Below are 15,282 nucleotides of genomic sequence, written 5' to 3'. Positions count from 1 at the left end.
CTGTCAGGTTCGGCTGGATGACGTTCAAATCAGTGCCACGCCGGCATCGCGCATCCGGCCCAGCATCGTCTCCATGGAGCCGTTGAGATCGATGCCGCGGCAGGCGTCGAGCCGCACTGATGTCGCAAAGCCGAGCTTGACCGCGTCGAGTGCCGAAAAGGCGACGCAGAAATCCGTCGCCAGGCCGACCAGGGTCAGCGTATCGATATTTCGCTCCCGGAGATAGCCGGCAAGGCCGGTCGGCGTCGTCCGGTCGTTCTCGAAGAATGCCGAATAGCTGTCGATCGCAGGACGGAACCCCTTGCGGATCACCAGCTCGGCCTTGCTCCAGGCCAAGCCGGAATGGAAGTCCGAACCAAGGCTGCCCTGGATGCAGTGATCAGGCCACAGCGTCTGCTCGCCATAAGGCATGTCGATCGTTTCGAACGGTCGCTTGCCGGGGTGGCTGGAGGCAAAGCTCGAATGGCCGGCAGGGTGCCAGTCCTGCGTCAGCAGGACGTGCTCGGTCCGCCGGATCAGATCATTGACCAACGGCACGATTTCGTCGCCACCGGCCACTTCCAGGGCGCCACCTGGGCAGAAATCGTTCTGCAGGTCGATAATGACAAGCGCTTCGTCGGCCATGGAGCCTCCTTATTTTCTTCGTCCTGAGCTTAGGCTCCAATGAAAACGCGACCGGACGCAGAAACTTGACCAGATGGCCGGCTGCGTCAACCTCTCGTGGCATAACAAATGCGTTCCGGGCGCACCGGTGCCAACAGCCGTGCAAACTCTGGCTTTGACAATTCCTGCCGGCTTGATATCATTTGCATACGAATGAATTTCCTGCCTTGAATGCTCGGGAAAGTCTTTCGGCAGGATCCCCTCTCGGGAAGCCCATTCTGGGAAGGCAAAGCGTGATCCGTTACGCAAAACCCACCACGGTCGACGACGCCCTCGCGTTGCTGGGCGAAGGGCAATGGCGCATCCTTGCCGGTGGTACCGATTTCTATCCGGCTCAAGGCAGCAAGCCTTTCCGCGACAATGTCCTCGACATTAATGGCTTGGCGGCATTGCGCGGCATTGCCGAAGCCGAAAACCAATGGGTCATTGGCGCCCGCACCGCCTGGACCGATCTCGTCCGTCATCCGCTGCCGGCGGCCTTCGACGCGCTGAAGCAGGCGGCGCGGGAAGTTGGCTCGGTGCAGATCCAGAACGTTGCCTCGATTGCCGGCAATCTCTGCAATGCCTCGCCGGCCGCCGACGGTGTGCCGGCGCTGCTGGTGCTCGATGCCGAAGTCGAACTGCGTTCCTCGGTCGCGACCCGGCATCTGCCCCTTGCAAAGTTCATTCTTGGCAACCGTCGCACCGCTCTGCAGTCCGGCGAAATGGTGACGGCAATCCGTATTCCCAAACCTGCTACCGCCGGCGGCTCCGCCTTCGTGAAACTCGGCGCGCGGCGTTATCTCGTCATCTCCATCGCCATGGCCGCCGCACGCCTGGCCGTCGAAAATGGTATCGTCAGGGACGCGGCCGTCGCCGTCGGGTCCTGCTCGGTCGTCGGCAGGCGCCTGGCGAGTGTGGAGGCGGCGCTGCGCGGCCTGCCCGTCGGCCCCGCGCTGGCCACTGCGATCCAATCCGCGCCACTGGACGAGCTGTCGCCGATCGGCGACGTGCGCGGCAGCGCCGAATATCGGCTGGATGCCGCGCGCGAGATCGTTGCCCGTGCTGTGCTTGGTGCTGTGGGCGCAATCCCTGGCGAAAGGGCGGCGGCTTGATGGGGATGGAGCGCGCCGACATCGCCTTCGAGGTCAACGGCGCCGCCGTCAGCGTTTGCGTGCCGCCCGTGCGGCGGCTGTCCGCGGTGTTGCGCGACGAGCTGCGGCTGACCGGCACCAAGGTCGGCTGTGATGCCGGCGATTGCGGCGCCTGCACGGTGCTGGTCGACGGCGAGCCGGTCTGCGCCTGCCTGATGCCCGCGGCTTCCGCCTCCGGCACCGTCGTGACGACCGTCGAAGGTCTCGGCAACGGCAGGCTGTCGGCACTGCAGGCCTCGTTTCTCAGCCATGGCGCAGCACAGTGCGGCGCCTGCACGCCCGGCCTGCTGGTCGCCGCAACGGCACTCCTGGACAGGACACCTTACCCGAGCGAGGCTGAAACGCAGGATGCGCTCGGCGGTGTACTCTGCCGGTGCACCGGCTACCGCAAGATCGTCGCGGCGGTGAGGGATGCTTGGCGCCACGACGGCGGTCTCGATCAGCGCATGCCATCCTCTGGCCATGCCGTCGGCTCCTCCCCGATCCGCCTCGATGGCGTGCCGAAAGTCACTGGCGGCGAAAAATTCGGCGGCGATTCCTTCCCCGCCGATGCGCTGTCCGTGCTGGTGGTCCGCTCACCGCACTATCATGCCGCCTTCAGCTTCGGCGATCTCGGCAGCTGGGTGAAATCCCGTCCCGGCATTGCCGGCGTCTTCACCGCCGCCGACATTCCGGGAAAGAATTGTTTCGGCGTCATCGCGCCCTTCGCCGACCAGCCGGCGCTGGCCGAAGGGGTTTCGCGCTTTCGCGGTGAGGCGGTGGCGCTGGTTGCCGGCGAACGAGAGGCTATCCTCGATCTCGACCTTGCCGATTTTCCTGTCAGTTGGACCGAGTTGCCGCATTTTCTGGAAACTGGCGAAGCGCAGGCCGGCGGTGCGCAACTGGTCCATGAAAACCGGCCCTCGAACCTGCTCACCTCCGGCTTCGTCGAGCGTGGCGACCCGGAAGCCGCGCTTGCCGGTGCGGCTATCGTCGTTTCCGGCGCCATCGACACCTCCTATGTCGAGCACGCCTATATCGAACCGGAAGCCGGCTATGCCTTCATGGACGGCGACACGCTGGTGGTCGTCGCCTGCACGCAGGCGCCCTATATGGACCGCGACGACACGGCAAAAGTGCTCGGCCTTGCCCCGGAAAAGGTGCGCATCGTGCCGACCGCCACCGGCGGCGGCTTCGGCTCCAAACTCGACGTCTCGCTGCAACCGCTCATCGGCCTCGTCGCCATGAAAACCGGCCGGCCGGCGGCGCTCGCCTACAGCCGCACCGAATCGATGATCTCGACCACCAAGCGCCATCCGGCTCTGATGAGAGCGAGCATCGGCGCCGATGCCGACGGCCGCGTCACTGGCATGGTCTTCGCCGGCGATTTCAACACCGGCGCCTATGCCAGCTGGGGGCCGACGGTCGCCAACCGCGTGCCGGTGCACGCCTCCGGCCCCTATGCCACGCCGAACTATCGCGCCGAAGGCCGCGCCATCCACACCAATGGCCCGATTGCCGGCGCCTTTCGCGGTTTCGGCGTGCCGCAGGCGACGATCATGCAGGAGACCCTCTACGACGACCTGGCCGACAAGCTCGGCATGGATCGGCTCGATTTTCGCCTGAAGAACTGCCTTCGGAACGGATCCGAAACAGTCACCGGGCAGCGGCTCGAGTCGGGCGTCGGCATCGCCGACTGCCTCGAGGCCCTCCGTTCACATTGGCAGCGTGCCGTTCGCGATGCCGAAGCGTTCAATGCCGGTAGCAGCATCAAAAAACGCGGCGTCGGCATCGCTTCTTGCTGGTACGGCTGCGGCAACACCTCGCTGCCCAATCCGTCGACCATCAAGGTCGGCATCTCGATATCGGGCGAAGTCGTCCTGCATCAGGGGGCGGTCGATATCGGGCAAGGCTCCAACACCGTCATCGCGCAGATCTGCGCCGACGCGTTGGGTCTGCCATTGGAGAAGTTGCGGCTGAAAGGCGCCGATACGGCGATCACGCCCGACGCCGGCAAGACCTCGGCCTCGCGCCAGACTTTCGTCACCGGCAAGGCCGCCGAAAGGGCCGGCCGCGCCTTGCGCGAGGAGATCTTGCGTTTTGCCAATGTCTCGCAAAAGGCGGCGATTGCGCTGGACGGCACAAGCCTGAGCGTTAGGGAAGGCGAAGCGACGCGCCGCATCGATCTTTCCTCGCTGAAGGCAGACGTCGAAGGTTTTGTCTTCCGGGCCGAGGAAAGCTACGACCCGCCGACACAGCCGCTCGATGCAAAAGGTCAGGGAAAGCCTTACGCCGTCTATGGTTATGGCGCTCAGATCGCCGAACTGGAGGTCGACCTCAAGCTCGGCACCGTGAAGCTGATAAAAATCACCGCCGCCCACGATGTCGGCAAGGCCATCAATCCCTTGCTTGCCGAGGGCCAGATTGAGGGTGGCATCGCCCAGGGCATCGGCATGGCGCTGATGGAAGAATATATCCCCGGCCGCACCGAAAACCTCCACGACTATCTGATCCCGACGATCGGCGACGTGCCGCCGATCGAGACCGTCCTGATAGAAGTTCCGGATCCGGAAGGACCCTTCGGCGCCAAGGGTTTGGGCGAGCATGTTCTGATTCCGACGGCGCCGGCGATCCTCAACGCCATCCGCCATGCAACAGGTGTGCTGGTCACCAAAATTCCGGCGACGCCGACCCGCATCCGCGCCGCCATCCGCGACAAGGAGGCGCGCCGATGAGCGAGCTTGCCGAACGCTTCGAGACGCATGATCCCGGCGAGAAGCTGGTGGCCGAGAAGATCCGCTGCGATGCCTGTCCGGTCATGTGCTACATCGCCGATGGCCGCACCGGCGCCTGCGATCGCTACGGCAATGTTGGCGGCAGGATCGTGCGGATGGATCCGCTGACCATCCTCGACCACGCGGCCGAGACCGGCGCCGCAATCGTACCCTTTGCCGAGGAAGGCGAGGCATGGGACGGCGAACTGGTCAACACCGGCCGCCGCTTCGTCACCGCCATCGGCGCCGGCACCACCTATCCCGATTACAAGCCGGCGCCTTTCATCGTCAGCCAGGAGGTCGAGGGCGTCGATCTGGTCACCGTCGTCACCGAGGGCATCTTCTCCTATTGCGGCGTCAAGGTGAAGATCGACACCGATCGTCATATCGGCCCCGAAACGGCGACGGTCCGTGCCCAAGGCGAGGCGATCGGCCATGTCACCACCGGCGAATACGGCTCGCAGATGCTGTCGCTGGGCGGCGTACATCATTTGACCGGCGGCTCGAAGGCTGAAGGGCGCGCCACCTGTGACGCCATGCTCGCCCTGTGCAACCGCAAACCGGTCGAGCTCGTCATCGACGGCGGCGCCACCGTCATCGTCGAAGCCGGCAAGCCGCCGGTCATCGACGGCAAGCTCGAGCAGCGCATGCGTGTCGGCTGTGGTTCGGCCACCATCGGCATGTTCGCCACCCAGTGGCGTGGCCTTGTCGACGAGGTGGTGGTCGTCGACGACCATATTACCGGCGTGGTCTCCGAGCATCAGGCCGGCAAGGTGCTTGGCTGGCAGGACACCGGCATCAAGATCATCGGCCGCCGTTCGACCCCGGGCCGTTATTTCAAGGTGTCGGAGCCCGGCCTCGGCTGGGGCGGCACCAGTATTTCCGACCCGCTGTCGATCCTTGGTGAATGGAACGCCAAAAAGGGTGCGCGCCCCGGCATGTCGCTGCTGATGGTCTCGACCACCGGCGAGCAATTCGCCTATTACGAGCTCGACGACGAATTGAAGCCTGTGCAGAAACCGTTCCCGGAGCGGCTGCGGAAGTCGGTCGAACTGATCGAGGACAATTGCGAGCCGGCGCTCTGCACCGTGCTTTTCGTCGGCGGCGCCGGCGGCTCGCTGCGCGCCGGCGTCACCGAGAACCCGGTCAATCTGACCCGCTCGGTGCAGGGCCTCAAGACCTATGTGACGGTCGGCGGCGCGCCGGTCTATGTCTGGCCGGGCGGCGGCATCACGCTGATGGTCGACGTCACCCGCGTGCCGGAAGGCGCCTTCGGCTATGTGCCGACGCCGGCGCTGGTGGCGCCGATCGAGTTCACCATGCGCCGCGACGATTATGTCAGGCTTGGCGGCTACGAAGCCGAAATCCGCAGCGTCGACGATATCTTGGCCAAGGGCGGCGAATATCTCAATCCGCGCCGCGGCACGGCCGCACCCCTGGACAATCCCTGGCCGCCGCTGGCTCAGTTGCGTCGCGCGGCCGTAAACGGGGCCGGGCGATGAACGGCCCGCAGGCGCATTGGCTCGAGGACGGCCGGAGGGTTCACCTCAATCATGGGCCGATCGACCTCATCGTCGAGGCCTTCGGCGAGGCGAGTGAATGCAGCGCCGCATATGACCAGGCAGTGGCGCGCTTCCAGACAATCCTGGTTGAACTGGTCGAAGAGTTGCCCGAACTGCGGCGCCCGGCCGCCTCGCGGCCACGTGCTTTCGCTGGCCCGACGGCGCGCCGCATGGAAGCGGCGGTCGTTCCGCTAGCGAAACAATTCATCACGCCGATGGCGGCCGTGGCCGGCTCGGTAGCCGACGAAGTGCTTGGCGCCCTGCTTGCAGAGCGCCGGCTCGAGCGCGCCTATGTCAATAATGGCGGCGACAGCGCGATCCATCTCGGCAACGGGCAGTCGATGACGCTTGCCATTGCCGGGACAGGTCATGGGTTGGCAGATCGTCTCACGATCCGCGCCGAAAACGGGATCCGCGGCGTCGCGACCAGCGGCTGGCGCGGCCGCTCCTTTTCGCTCGGCATCGCCGACGCGGTCACGGTGCTGGCGCGGACGGGTGCTGAAGCCGATGCCGCCGCGACCTTGATCGCCAACGCCGTCGACCTGCCCGGTCATCCAGCCGTTAGGCGCGTACGGGCGCGCGATCTCGCGCCTGACAGCGATCTCGGCGACCGTTTGGTGACGCAGGGCGTGGGGCCGCTTTCCGCCGCTGAAATCGCTATTGCACTCGAAGGTGGATTTGCGGTTGCCGAGGAGTTTCGGCGGCGCGGCCTGATTGCCGCCGCGGCGCTTTTCCTCGGCGGTCAGGCGCGCATCGCAGGTCCGATGGCGCTCGCCAATAAAGTTTTAGAGAGGGAAATTGTTCATGCCTGAGTTTCCGATCCGTAAGATCGCCGTGCTGACCGAAGAGATTTTTCACGAAGGCGGGCCGGTGGCGAAGGTGCCGCGGCGCCGCGCGGCGGCCATGGCTGTGGTCAAGAACCCGTTCGCCGGCCATTACGTCGAGGAACTGCAGAGCGCCATGGAGGATTTGAAGCCGCTCGGGCTGCTGCTCTCCGACAGGCTTGTTGCCGCATTGGGCGGCGACGTCAAACAGATCGACGGTTACGGCAAGGGCGCCATCGTCGGCATGGCGGGCGAGCTGGAGCATGGCGCGCTGTGGCATGTGCCGGGCGGCTATGCCATGCGCGAACGGCTCGGCGACGCCAAGGCGATCGTGCCCTCGGCAAAGAAGGTCGGCGGCTTCGGCGCGCGGCTCGATGTGCCGCTCGGCCACATCAACGCCGCCTATGTGCGCAGCCATTTCGATGCCATGGAAATCGGCATCAGCGATGGCCCCCGTCCCGACGAGATCCTGTTTTGCCTCGCCATGACCTGCGGCCCGCGCGTGCACGACCGCATGGGTGGGCTGGCGGCCAAGGAAATTAAGGCATGGGATGGGCTGCGGTGAGCGCCGAGGACAATCGGCTCAAGCTGGTCGAGGCCGAGGAGCCTGACGAAAACGACTATCGCTTGCAGGAGCAGGTCGGCTTCATCCTGCGCAAGGCGCATCAGCGCCATGTCTCGATCTTCGCCGCACACATCGCCGATCTGACGCCGCCGCAATTTGCCGCTTTGGCCAAATTGCGCGACGTCGGCGAGACCTCGCAGAACCAGCTTGGCAGCCTGATCGCCATGGATGCGGCGACCGTGAAGGGCGTCATCGACCGGCTGAGAGCGCGTGGCTTTGTCGAACTTAGCAAACACGAAGTCGACAAACGGCGCCTGCTGGTCAATCTGACCGCTGAGGGGCGCGACGCGATCGAGCGGCTGATCCCGCTTGCCCGTGAGATTACGCAGGAAACGCTGGCGCCGCTTTCTGCCAAGGAAGCGGCCATTTTCATGAAGCTGCTGGCCAAGCTGGCTTAATCTGCTGCCTGCCGGCGCTTGGTTGTTGTTCCTGCCGGGCGCTGAACGCCCGGCAGGAAAGCCTCGTCTCAGAGGCCGTTGTCCTTCAGGATCTGGGCGGCATTTTCCTTGGTGATCTTCTCCGTCGGCAGGGTGATGGTCTTTTCCACTTTCTCCCCGTTCAGGAACTTGATCGCCTGCCGCAGCCCTTCGGCGCCCGGCGTCACATAAGTGAACGTCGCCGTCAGCTCGCCATTGGCGACCAGCTGCACGCCTTCATTGGGCAGGCCGTCGATGCCGATGAACTTGATGTCCTTCTCACGTCCGACGTCCTTGGCGGCAAGATAGGCGCCATAGGCCATCGGATCATTGTGGCCGTAGACAAGATCGATTTTCTCGTTGTTGCGCAACGCCGTCGCCATGATGTTGTAGGCCTGGTCCTGCTTCCAGTCGCCCGACTGCTGGTCGAGCAGGTATTTTATGCCCGGCTCCTTGTCGGTGAATTCATGGAAACCGTCATGGCGGTCGTGTGCCGGCTGGGTGCCCATGCCGCCCCAGATCTCGACAACGTTGCCGGCGGCCTTGCCCTTGCCGCCAAGCAGCTCGACGGCATATTCACCGGCAGCCCGGCCGATCAGCTTGTTGTCGCCGCCGACGAACTGCGTGTAGTCGTTGGTTTCGACGTTGCGGTCGAGCACGAAGACCGGGATCTTGGCATCGATCGCCTGCTGCACGACACCGGTCAGGCCGGCGGATTCTTTCGGTGATACCAAGAGCGCATCGACCTCCTGACGGATAAGGTTTTCGACATCGGCGACCTGCTTCTCGGTCTTGTCCTCGCCGTCGGTGATGATCAGCTCGACTTCCGGATGCTTGGCCGCTTCGGCCAGGATGTCCTTGTTGAACTGGGCGCGCCAGGGTTCGATGGTCGTCACCTGCGAGAAGCCGATCTTCCACTTCTTGTCCTGCGCATGGGCGCCGCCGCCAAGCATGGCGGTCGTGGTCAGGAGTGCCGCTGTCAGCCCGGCGAGCTTCAACAATTCACGTCGTTTCATTTCTTGTTTCCTCCAATATTCAGAGACGCGGTCTCTTGCGACGGCCGCTTTGCCGCGGCCGTTTCCTTGTGCGCTTGCCCGCCGGGCAGTCGCAGATAGAAGAGAAGATCACCGGCACTGCGCTCCTGTACGAGCACGGTACCGATGATGATCATCCCCTTCAGCACCAGCTGAAGGTTCGAATTGATGTTGTGCAGCTGCAGGATGTTGGAGAGCAGCCCGAAGATCAGCACGCCGCAGAACGTCCCGGTGAGGCTGCCGCGTCCGCCCATCAGGCTGGTGCCGCCGATGACCACGGCGGCAATCGCGTCGAGCTCCAGCCCGGCGCCGGCGTCCGGCTTGCCTTGCCGGTACTGCGCGACATAGAGCACCGCCGCGATGCCGGCCAGCAGCCCTGACACGGCATAGGTGGCGATCTTCACGCGGCCTGCGGCGATGCCCGACAGCCGCGCCGCCTCCTCATTGCCGCCGATCGCATAGACATAGCGGCCGAACGGGGTGAAGCGCAGCACAGCGCCGTAGATCAGGATGGCGCCGAGGAAGAACAGGCCCGGCATCGGGATCACACCGAATACCAGCGAGCGCAGCATTTCGAAATCGGCGGTGGCATTCGAGCCGGTGTAGACCGGCAGCACCGCATTGTTCTGGCCGGCTGTCAGCCGGGCGATGCCGAGCGCAGTGACCATCATCGCCAGCGTCACGATGAAGGGCTGCAGCCGCCCGGCGACGATGATGAAGCCGTTGAGCGCGCCGAACAGCAGGCCGACACAAGGCGCCACCAGCAGCACGCCGAGCACGCCGAATTTTGAGCCCACCTGCGGCAGCAGGAACCACAGCACCAGACTGCACAGGATCACCCCGACAATGCCGGGTGTCACCAGCCCGCGAACGCTGTCCAACCTGATGTCGTGCGTGGCCTGCGCGCCGGCGCGGGATTTTTCGATGTTCAGCAGGATGAAACGAGTGACGAGAATGCCGAGGCAAAGGGCTGCCAGGGCAACTGTCGGCACCCCCAGCACCACCGCCGGCGTCACGCCGGGGACCGTCAGCAGCATGGCACAGACGACCGTGCAGATAGCCATCAGCGAGCCGACGGAAAGGTCGATACCGCCGGTGATGATCACCGCAGTCATGCCGGTGGCAATCAGCCCGGTGGTCGACACCTGGCGCAGCACGTCGAGCAGGTTGCCGTAGGACAGGAAGATGTTGTTGCCCTTGGAGCTGATCGGCGAGCCGAGCACGCCGATCAGGAAGATGGCGATCAGGCCCCAATAGAGCTTCGTCCGGGACAGGATATGCAAAATGCTCATGCGGCAGGCCTCGTCATCGTCCGTCGCGGCGCCGCAAGCCGCATGATGGCCTCCTCGCTGGCTTGCGCGCGGGACAGGATTCCCGTCTGGCGGCCGTCGGCCATGACGAGGATACGGTCGGAAAGATGCAGCAGTTCCGGCAATTCCGAGCTGATGACGGCGATCGCCAGCCCGTCTCGCGCCAGCTTGAAGATGAGATCGTAGATTTCCCGCTTGGCACCGACATCGATGCCGCGTGTCGGCTCGTCGAGCAGCAGCACCCGCGGCCTCGTCGCTAGCCATTTGCCGATGACGACCTTCTGCTGGTTGCCGCCGGACAGCGTGCCGGCCGGCTGCTCGACGGTCTCGCAGCGAATGCCGAGCGCCTTGACGGCGTCCCGTGCCAGCCCTTGCTCACCGGCCAGCGAGCGCACGCCGAACCGCGCCAGCGCGCCGACCAGCGGCAGCGCGACATTGTCGGTGATCGAGGCCTCGAGATGCAGGCCTTGCGTCTTGCGGTCTTCCGTGACCAGGGCGATGCCGAGCCGGCGCGCATCGCGCGGCGAACGGATTTCTACTGCCTCGCCATCGAGCCTGATCTCACCGCCGGCACGTCCGCCGCTGGACCCGAAGATGGTTTCCAGGATTTCGGTACGGCCCGAGCCCAGCAGCCCGCCGATACCGAGGATTTCTCCTGCGGCAAGATCGAAGCTGACGCCGTCGAGCACGGTGCGCCAACCATGGCGATTGGGCTTCGACAACGACAGCTCGCTTACGGACAGGACCGTGTTGCCACCGGGGATGCGGTGCTCCTGGGAGGAAGCAAGCAGGTCTCGCCCGACCATCGCCGAAATTATGGCGTCTTCGTCGAGCTTGTCCATCGCCCGCGTCAGGACGTGGCGTCCATCGCGGAACACGGTGACCCGGCTGGCCAGATGCATGACTTCGTCGATGCGGTGCGAAATGTAGACGATCGCCACGCCGCTGTCGGCGAGCTGGCGGATGATGCGGAACAGCCGCTGGCATTCGGCTGGCGAAAGCGCCGAGGTCGGCTCGTCCATGATCAGAATGCGCGCCGACATCGACAGCGCCTTGGCGATCTCGACCAGTTGTTGTTCGCCGACGCGCAAGGCACCGACGCGCGCATCCGGATCGAGCTCGATGCCGAGCCTTTGCAGCAGCGCGCCGGCAGCGCGGCTGCTCGCCTTGCGGTCGACGATCAGCCCGGCGATCAGCTTCTCGCGGCCGAGAAAGATATTGTCGGCGACGCTGAGTTCGGGAACGAGATTCAGCTCCTGGTGGATGATGGCGATGCCGGCGCGCTCGGCTTCGCGGACGCCGGCAAAGCGCACCGCATCGCCATCGATACTGACCGTTCCGTTATAGTCCGTATAGACGCCGGACAGGATCTTCATCAGCGTCGACTTGCCGGCGCCGTTCTCGCCCATCAGCGCATGGACCTCGCCGCGCCGCAGTTCGAAATCGACATCGACAAGCGCGGCGATGCCACCGAAGGACTTGGAGATGTGCTCGGCGCTCAACACGATAGCCGAGCCGTCCGCCACAACGCCTTGCGCAGGGATGGAATTGCCGTGCTGCATGACAAGGACGGCCTCCCTCCGTCGCCACCGAACACCTCAAACGCTAATCTAAACGTTTCGATCATGTCAAGGCAATATCTGGAGTCTGAGATTGTTCCATTTCAATTCTTGCGCAAAATCGTAAGATTCCGTACGTATTGCTGCCGTGGAGTGGTGAAACGTTTCGAAAATGACAGCGTCAGGACGAAAAAAGCAGCGCAAATTCACTGCTCCGACCATGCTTCACGTGGCCGAGGCCGCGCGTGTTTCCGTGGCCACGGTGTCGGCGCTGATCAACGGCACCGCGACCGTCAGCCCCGAGCTCAGCCAGCGCATCGAACAGGCGATCCGCGACATCGGCTACAAGCGCAACGCCATTGCCCGCAGCCTGAAGATAGGCACCACACGCACCATCGGGCTCACCGTCCCCCACATCACAAACCCGTTCTTCACCGACGTGGTTTCGGTCATCCAGCAGGCTTTCGACAGGGCCGGTTACGCCGTCATGCTGTGCTGCACCGACGAGCACCTGAACACGCAGGACGACCAGATCAGATTGCTGCTCGACCGCATGGTCGACGGACTGATCGTCGCGCGTGTCGGCGACGGCGCGATCCTCAAACCGATTGTCGACGACGCCAATGTGCCGGTCGTGCTGCTCGACCGTGTTTGCCAGGGTGTCGACACCGATGCCGTCGTTCTCGACAACCAGCGCGCGGTGTTCGACGCCATCACCTACCTGATCGATCTCGGCCATCGGCGCATCGGCTACATCTCCGGCTCGTTCGATATCTCGCCGATGCATGACCGCATGGCGGGATACCGCGAGGCCCTCCAGGCCGCCGGCCTGCCGGCCGAGCCCGAGCTCGTCCGCTTCGGCAACTTCCATGAAGTCGACGGCTACAACGCCACCATGCAGCTGCTTTCGCTGCACGACCGGCCGAGCGCCATCTTTTCGGCCAACAACCCGATGGTGATCGGCACGATGAAGGCCATTCGCGATATCGGCCTGTCCTGTCCGGAGGATATTTCGGTCGCCTGCTTCGACGACTTTCCGTGGTCGGATGTGTTCCGGCCGCAATTGACCACGGTCGCACAGCCGGTGCAGGCGATTGGCGACCAGGCGGCCAATCTGCTGCTCGACCGGCTCGCCGGAAACAGGGATGCGCCGCCGCGCAAGCTGACGCTCAAGGGTCGCCTGATGATCCGCAATTCATGCCGTCCGCTAGGTGCGACTGCGCAGAGCGTCAGCGCGTAGCGCTTGGGCTCCGTTCAGAAACTTTGCAATGCCGGACGGACCAGCGGTCCCCCTGTCCTGCCGACCCGGGCCTTCGCAGCCACTACGGGCGTTCGTCGTTCGAAAACCGAGCAATGGAAGGACGCGGCGCCGATCGAGCCAAGTGGCCAACGGTCAGCCAGCCGACAGTCAGGAAAATCTTGGCAATCGAAGCATGTCTGGAATATGACGAGATGCGGCTGATCGTTCACACGGGCGCCGGCTTGAGTCATGCGCGTGAAATCGATCCTAATCGGGCTGGTTCTTGCTGGGATGGCCGTATTCTTCGGCTGCACTACCAGCGGCGCATTAAAGACTTTCCCCTCGGCCTATGGCGGCCTCACCGACGCCGGTTTTCGCGTTCCGCCGGTTCCGATCTACAAGGTTGACCCAAAGTTCCATCGGCAGACAGTACCTTATGCGACTGAAGAGGCGCCGGGCACCATCATTGTCGACACAGGAGCGAAGTTCCTCTACTACGTGTTGGGAGACGGTCAGGCGCTGCGCTACGGAATCGGCGTTGGCAAGGCGGGCTTCGAGTGGCATGGCACTGCTCACGTTGCGAGGAAGCGCGAATGGCCGGATTGGAGCGCGCCGTCTGCGATGATCGTGCGCGAGCAGAAGCGAGGCCGCATCATACCGGCCCATATGGAGGGCGGACTCATGAACCCGCTCGGGGCGCGGGCGCTCTATCTTTTCAACGAGAAAGGTGACACTGGATATCGCCTGCACGGTAGCCCTGAATGGTGGTCCATCGGCAAAGCTGTGTCGGCTGGCTGCATTCGCCTCATGAACCAGGACATCATCGATCTCTATGACCGCGCCACAATCGGCACCAAGGTGATCGTCATTTAGTGGACGCCGCGTTTCCCGCAAACGGACGAGCATGAGGATCGAAAACCTCCGCGTAAAGCGCGCGAAATGTTCGCTGTGTCTTCGCACACCTGTTCGCGAGGTTCCCTGCCCAAGGCCGGCCTTGCCCGCAACAGTGGCAAGTGGCGAACCAACTCTCAGGCAGCTTCCGACAGCGATTTGTGAGCGTCGGCCAGGATCTCGAACGAGCGCACCCGCGCCGCATGGTCGAAAATCTGCGCTGTGACCATCAGCTCGTCGGCGCCGGTGCGGCGCACGAAGGCCTCGATGCCTTGCCTGACCGTTTCGGGAGAGCCGACGACGGCGCAGGAAAGCGCTTGGCCGAGCATGGTCTTGGCCATTGGATCGAGGTCGCGCTCATATCCTTCGACCGGCGGCGGCAATCGGCCGGGCCGGCCGGTGCGCAGATTGACGAAGGCCTGCTGCAGCGAGGTGAACAGCAGCCGCGCCTCGGCATCGGAAGGAGCGGCGAAGACGTTGAGGCCGAGCATCACGTAAGGCTTGTCGAGCTGCTCCGAAGGCTGGAAACGCGAGCGGTAGATCTCCAGCGCATGGTCGAGCTCGGCCGGCGCAAAATGCGAAGCGAAGGCGTAGGGCAGGCCGAGCATGGCGGCAAGCTGCGCGCCGTAGAGGCTGGAGCCGAGAATCCAGATCGGCACCTTTTCGCCTTCGCCGGGCACCGCGCGGATGCGTTGGCCGTCTTCGGCCGGTTGGAAGTAACCCATCAGCTCGACGACGTCCTGCGGGAAATTGTCGGCGCCAGCATCGAGGTTGCGGCGCAGCGCCCGTGCCGTGGCCACGTCGGTGCCGGGCGCCCGCCCGAGGCCGAGATCGATGCGACCAGGATGCAGAGCGTTGAGCGTGCCGAATTGCTCGGCGATGACCAGCGGCGAATGATTGGGCAGCATGACGCCGCCGGCGCCGACGCGTATGGTCTTGGTGCCGCCGGCCACATGGGCAATGACCACCGAGGTGGCGGCGCTGGCGATGCCCGGCATGTTGTGGTGCTCTGCCAGCCAATAGCGCCGGTAACCCAGCCGCTCGGCATGCCGGGCGAGATCGAGCGAATTGGCGAGTGACTGCGAAGCGTTGCTGCCTTCGACGATCGGCGACAGGTCGAGAACGGAAAGAGCGGTCATCGGCGCGGGTTTCCTGTGGGCCGAACGGATGTAGGAAGCCGTTGCCGAGGCGGCAAATTCAAAATGTTGATTGAGCACTGCAGGCACAACGGACGTGCCACCGATGCAAGGTCGTGATCCAATCGGGGGACGT

At 64.2% G+C, this 15,282-nt stretch carries 13 protein-coding genes; 8 read left to right on the top strand and 5 right to left on the bottom strand.

Annotated elements, in window-relative coordinates:
* Nucleotides 1-24: 24 nt before the first annotated feature.
* Nucleotides 25-624: a bifunctional nicotinamidase/pyrazinamidase gene (gene pncA, locus NKJ84_RS08125; RefSeq protein WP_352506043.1), complete on the bottom strand. Its 600-nt coding sequence runs from the start codon at nucleotides 622-624 to the stop codon at nucleotides 25-27.
* Nucleotides 625-896: 272 nt separating this feature from the next.
* Between pncA and NKJ84_RS08120 the strand changes: the two genes are divergently transcribed.
* From NKJ84_RS08120 to NKJ84_RS08095, 6 genes are read left to right on the top strand one after another with little or no spacing between them, the layout of a single operon-like run.
* Complete coding sequence (locus tag NKJ84_RS08120; protein WP_352506042.1) at nucleotides 897-1,757, top strand: FAD binding domain-containing protein; 861 nt, start codon at nucleotides 897-899, stop codon at nucleotides 1,755-1,757.
* Complete coding sequence (locus NKJ84_RS08115) at nucleotides 1,757-4,510, top strand: molybdopterin-dependent oxidoreductase (protein WP_352506041.1); 2,754 nt, start codon at nucleotides 1,757-1,759, stop codon at nucleotides 4,508-4,510. Before NKJ84_RS08120 ends, NKJ84_RS08115 begins: the two co-directional genes overlap by 1 nt.
* On the top strand, nucleotides 4,507-6,051 hold the full coding sequence (locus NKJ84_RS08110; protein ID WP_254815858.1) for a 6-hydroxynicotinate reductase: 1,545 nt from the start codon (nucleotides 4,507-4,509) through the stop codon (nucleotides 6,049-6,051). Before NKJ84_RS08115 ends, NKJ84_RS08110 begins: the two co-directional genes overlap by 4 nt.
* Entirely contained in the window at nucleotides 6,048-6,923 is an 876-nt protein-coding gene (locus tag NKJ84_RS08105; RefSeq protein ID WP_352506040.1) for a UPF0280 family protein, read from the top strand. Before NKJ84_RS08110 ends, NKJ84_RS08105 begins: the two co-directional genes overlap by 4 nt.
* Entirely contained in the window at nucleotides 6,916-7,500 is a 585-nt protein-coding gene (locus tag NKJ84_RS08100; RefSeq protein ID WP_352506039.1) for an amino acid synthesis family protein, read from the top strand. Before NKJ84_RS08105 ends, NKJ84_RS08100 begins: the two co-directional genes overlap by 8 nt.
* Nucleotides 7,497-7,958 carry a MarR family winged helix-turn-helix transcriptional regulator gene (locus tag NKJ84_RS08095; RefSeq protein ID WP_352506064.1) on the top strand — a complete coding sequence of 154 codons (462 nt, stop codon included), beginning with the start codon at nucleotides 7,497-7,499 and terminating at the stop codon, nucleotides 7,956-7,958. Before NKJ84_RS08100 ends, NKJ84_RS08095 begins: the two co-directional genes overlap by 4 nt.
* Nucleotides 7,959-8,026: 68 nt before the next feature.
* On the opposite strand, the gene NKJ84_RS08090 is transcribed toward NKJ84_RS08095, so the two are convergent.
* From NKJ84_RS08090 to NKJ84_RS08080, 3 genes are read right to left on the bottom strand one after another with little or no spacing between them, the layout of a single operon-like run.
* Complete coding sequence (locus NKJ84_RS08090; RefSeq protein WP_352506038.1) at nucleotides 8,027-8,992, bottom strand: substrate-binding domain-containing protein; 966 nt, start codon at nucleotides 8,990-8,992, stop codon at nucleotides 8,027-8,029.
* Entirely contained in the window at nucleotides 8,989-10,302 is a 1,314-nt protein-coding gene (locus tag NKJ84_RS08085) for an ABC transporter permease (RefSeq protein WP_023676963.1), read from the bottom strand. The genes NKJ84_RS08090 and NKJ84_RS08085 overlap by 4 nt, the downstream gene beginning before the upstream one ends.
* Entirely contained in the window at nucleotides 10,299-11,882 is a 1,584-nt protein-coding gene (locus tag NKJ84_RS08080) for a sugar ABC transporter ATP-binding protein (protein ID WP_352506037.1), read from the bottom strand. The genes NKJ84_RS08085 and NKJ84_RS08080 overlap by 4 nt, the downstream gene beginning before the upstream one ends.
* Before the next feature lie 217 nt (nucleotides 11,883-12,099).
* Here NKJ84_RS08080 and NKJ84_RS08075 point away from each other — a divergent pair, with 217 nt between their 5' ends.
* The gene (locus tag NKJ84_RS08075; RefSeq protein WP_352506036.1) at nucleotides 12,100-13,119 is read left to right on the top strand and encodes a LacI family DNA-binding transcriptional regulator; all 1,020 of its coding nucleotides are present in this window, start codon (nucleotides 12,100-12,102) and stop codon (nucleotides 13,117-13,119) included.
* Between the two features lie 249 nt (nucleotides 13,120-13,368).
* Nucleotides 13,369-13,992, top strand: coding sequence for a L,D-transpeptidase (locus tag NKJ84_RS08070; RefSeq protein WP_352506035.1), 624 nt, complete (start codon nucleotides 13,369-13,371; stop codon nucleotides 13,990-13,992).
* Nucleotides 13,993-14,147: 155 nt separating this feature from the next.
* Here NKJ84_RS08070 and NKJ84_RS08065 read toward each other — a convergent pair whose 3' ends face one another.
* On the bottom strand, nucleotides 14,148-15,149 hold the full coding sequence (locus NKJ84_RS08065) for an LLM class flavin-dependent oxidoreductase (protein WP_352506034.1): 1,002 nt from the start codon (nucleotides 15,147-15,149) through the stop codon (nucleotides 14,148-14,150).
* Nucleotides 15,150-15,282 lie beyond the last annotated feature (133 nt).

The organism is Mesorhizobium sp. M0048 (assembly GCF_040323405.1).
Lineage (GTDB): Bacteria > Pseudomonadota > Alphaproteobacteria > Rhizobiales > Rhizobiaceae > Mesorhizobium.
This window is presented reverse-complemented; position numbering and strand designations above follow the sequence as displayed.

Bases quoted from the DNA above. Each gene is read 5' to 3' on its own strand.
- pncA (WP_352506043.1), bottom strand. From the start codon at position 624: ATGGCCGACGAAGCGCTTGTCATTATCGACCTGCAGAACGATTTCTGC.
- NKJ84_RS08115 (WP_352506041.1), top strand. From the start codon at position 1,757: ATGGGGATGGAGCGCGCCGACATCGCCTTCGAGGTCAACGGCGCCGCC.
- NKJ84_RS08110 (WP_254815858.1), top strand. From the start codon at position 4,507: ATGAGCGAGCTTGCCGAACGCTTCGAGACGCATGATCCCGGCGAGAAG.
- NKJ84_RS08105 (WP_352506040.1), top strand. From the start codon at position 6,048: ATGAACGGCCCGCAGGCGCATTGGCTCGAGGACGGCCGGAGGGTTCAC.
- NKJ84_RS08100 (WP_352506039.1), top strand. From the start codon at position 6,916: ATGCCTGAGTTTCCGATCCGTAAGATCGCCGTGCTGACCGAAGAGATT.
- NKJ84_RS08090 (WP_352506038.1), bottom strand. From the start codon at position 8,992: ATGAAACGACGTGAATTGTTGAAGCTCGCCGGGCTGACAGCGGCACTC.
- NKJ84_RS08085 (WP_023676963.1), bottom strand. From the start codon at position 10,302: ATGAGCATTTTGCATATCCTGTCCCGGACGAAGCTCTATTGGGGCCTG.
- NKJ84_RS08080 (WP_352506037.1), bottom strand. From the start codon at position 11,882: ATGCAGCACGGCAATTCCATCCCTGCGCAAGGCGTTGTGGCGGACGGC.
- NKJ84_RS08075 (WP_352506036.1), top strand. From the start codon at position 12,100: ATGCTTCACGTGGCCGAGGCCGCGCGTGTTTCCGTGGCCACGGTGTCG.
- NKJ84_RS08070 (WP_352506035.1), top strand. From the start codon at position 13,369: ATGCGCGTGAAATCGATCCTAATCGGGCTGGTTCTTGCTGGGATGGCC.
- NKJ84_RS08065 (WP_352506034.1), bottom strand. From the start codon at position 15,149: ATGACCGCTCTTTCCGTTCTCGACCTGTCGCCGATCGTCGAAGGCAGC.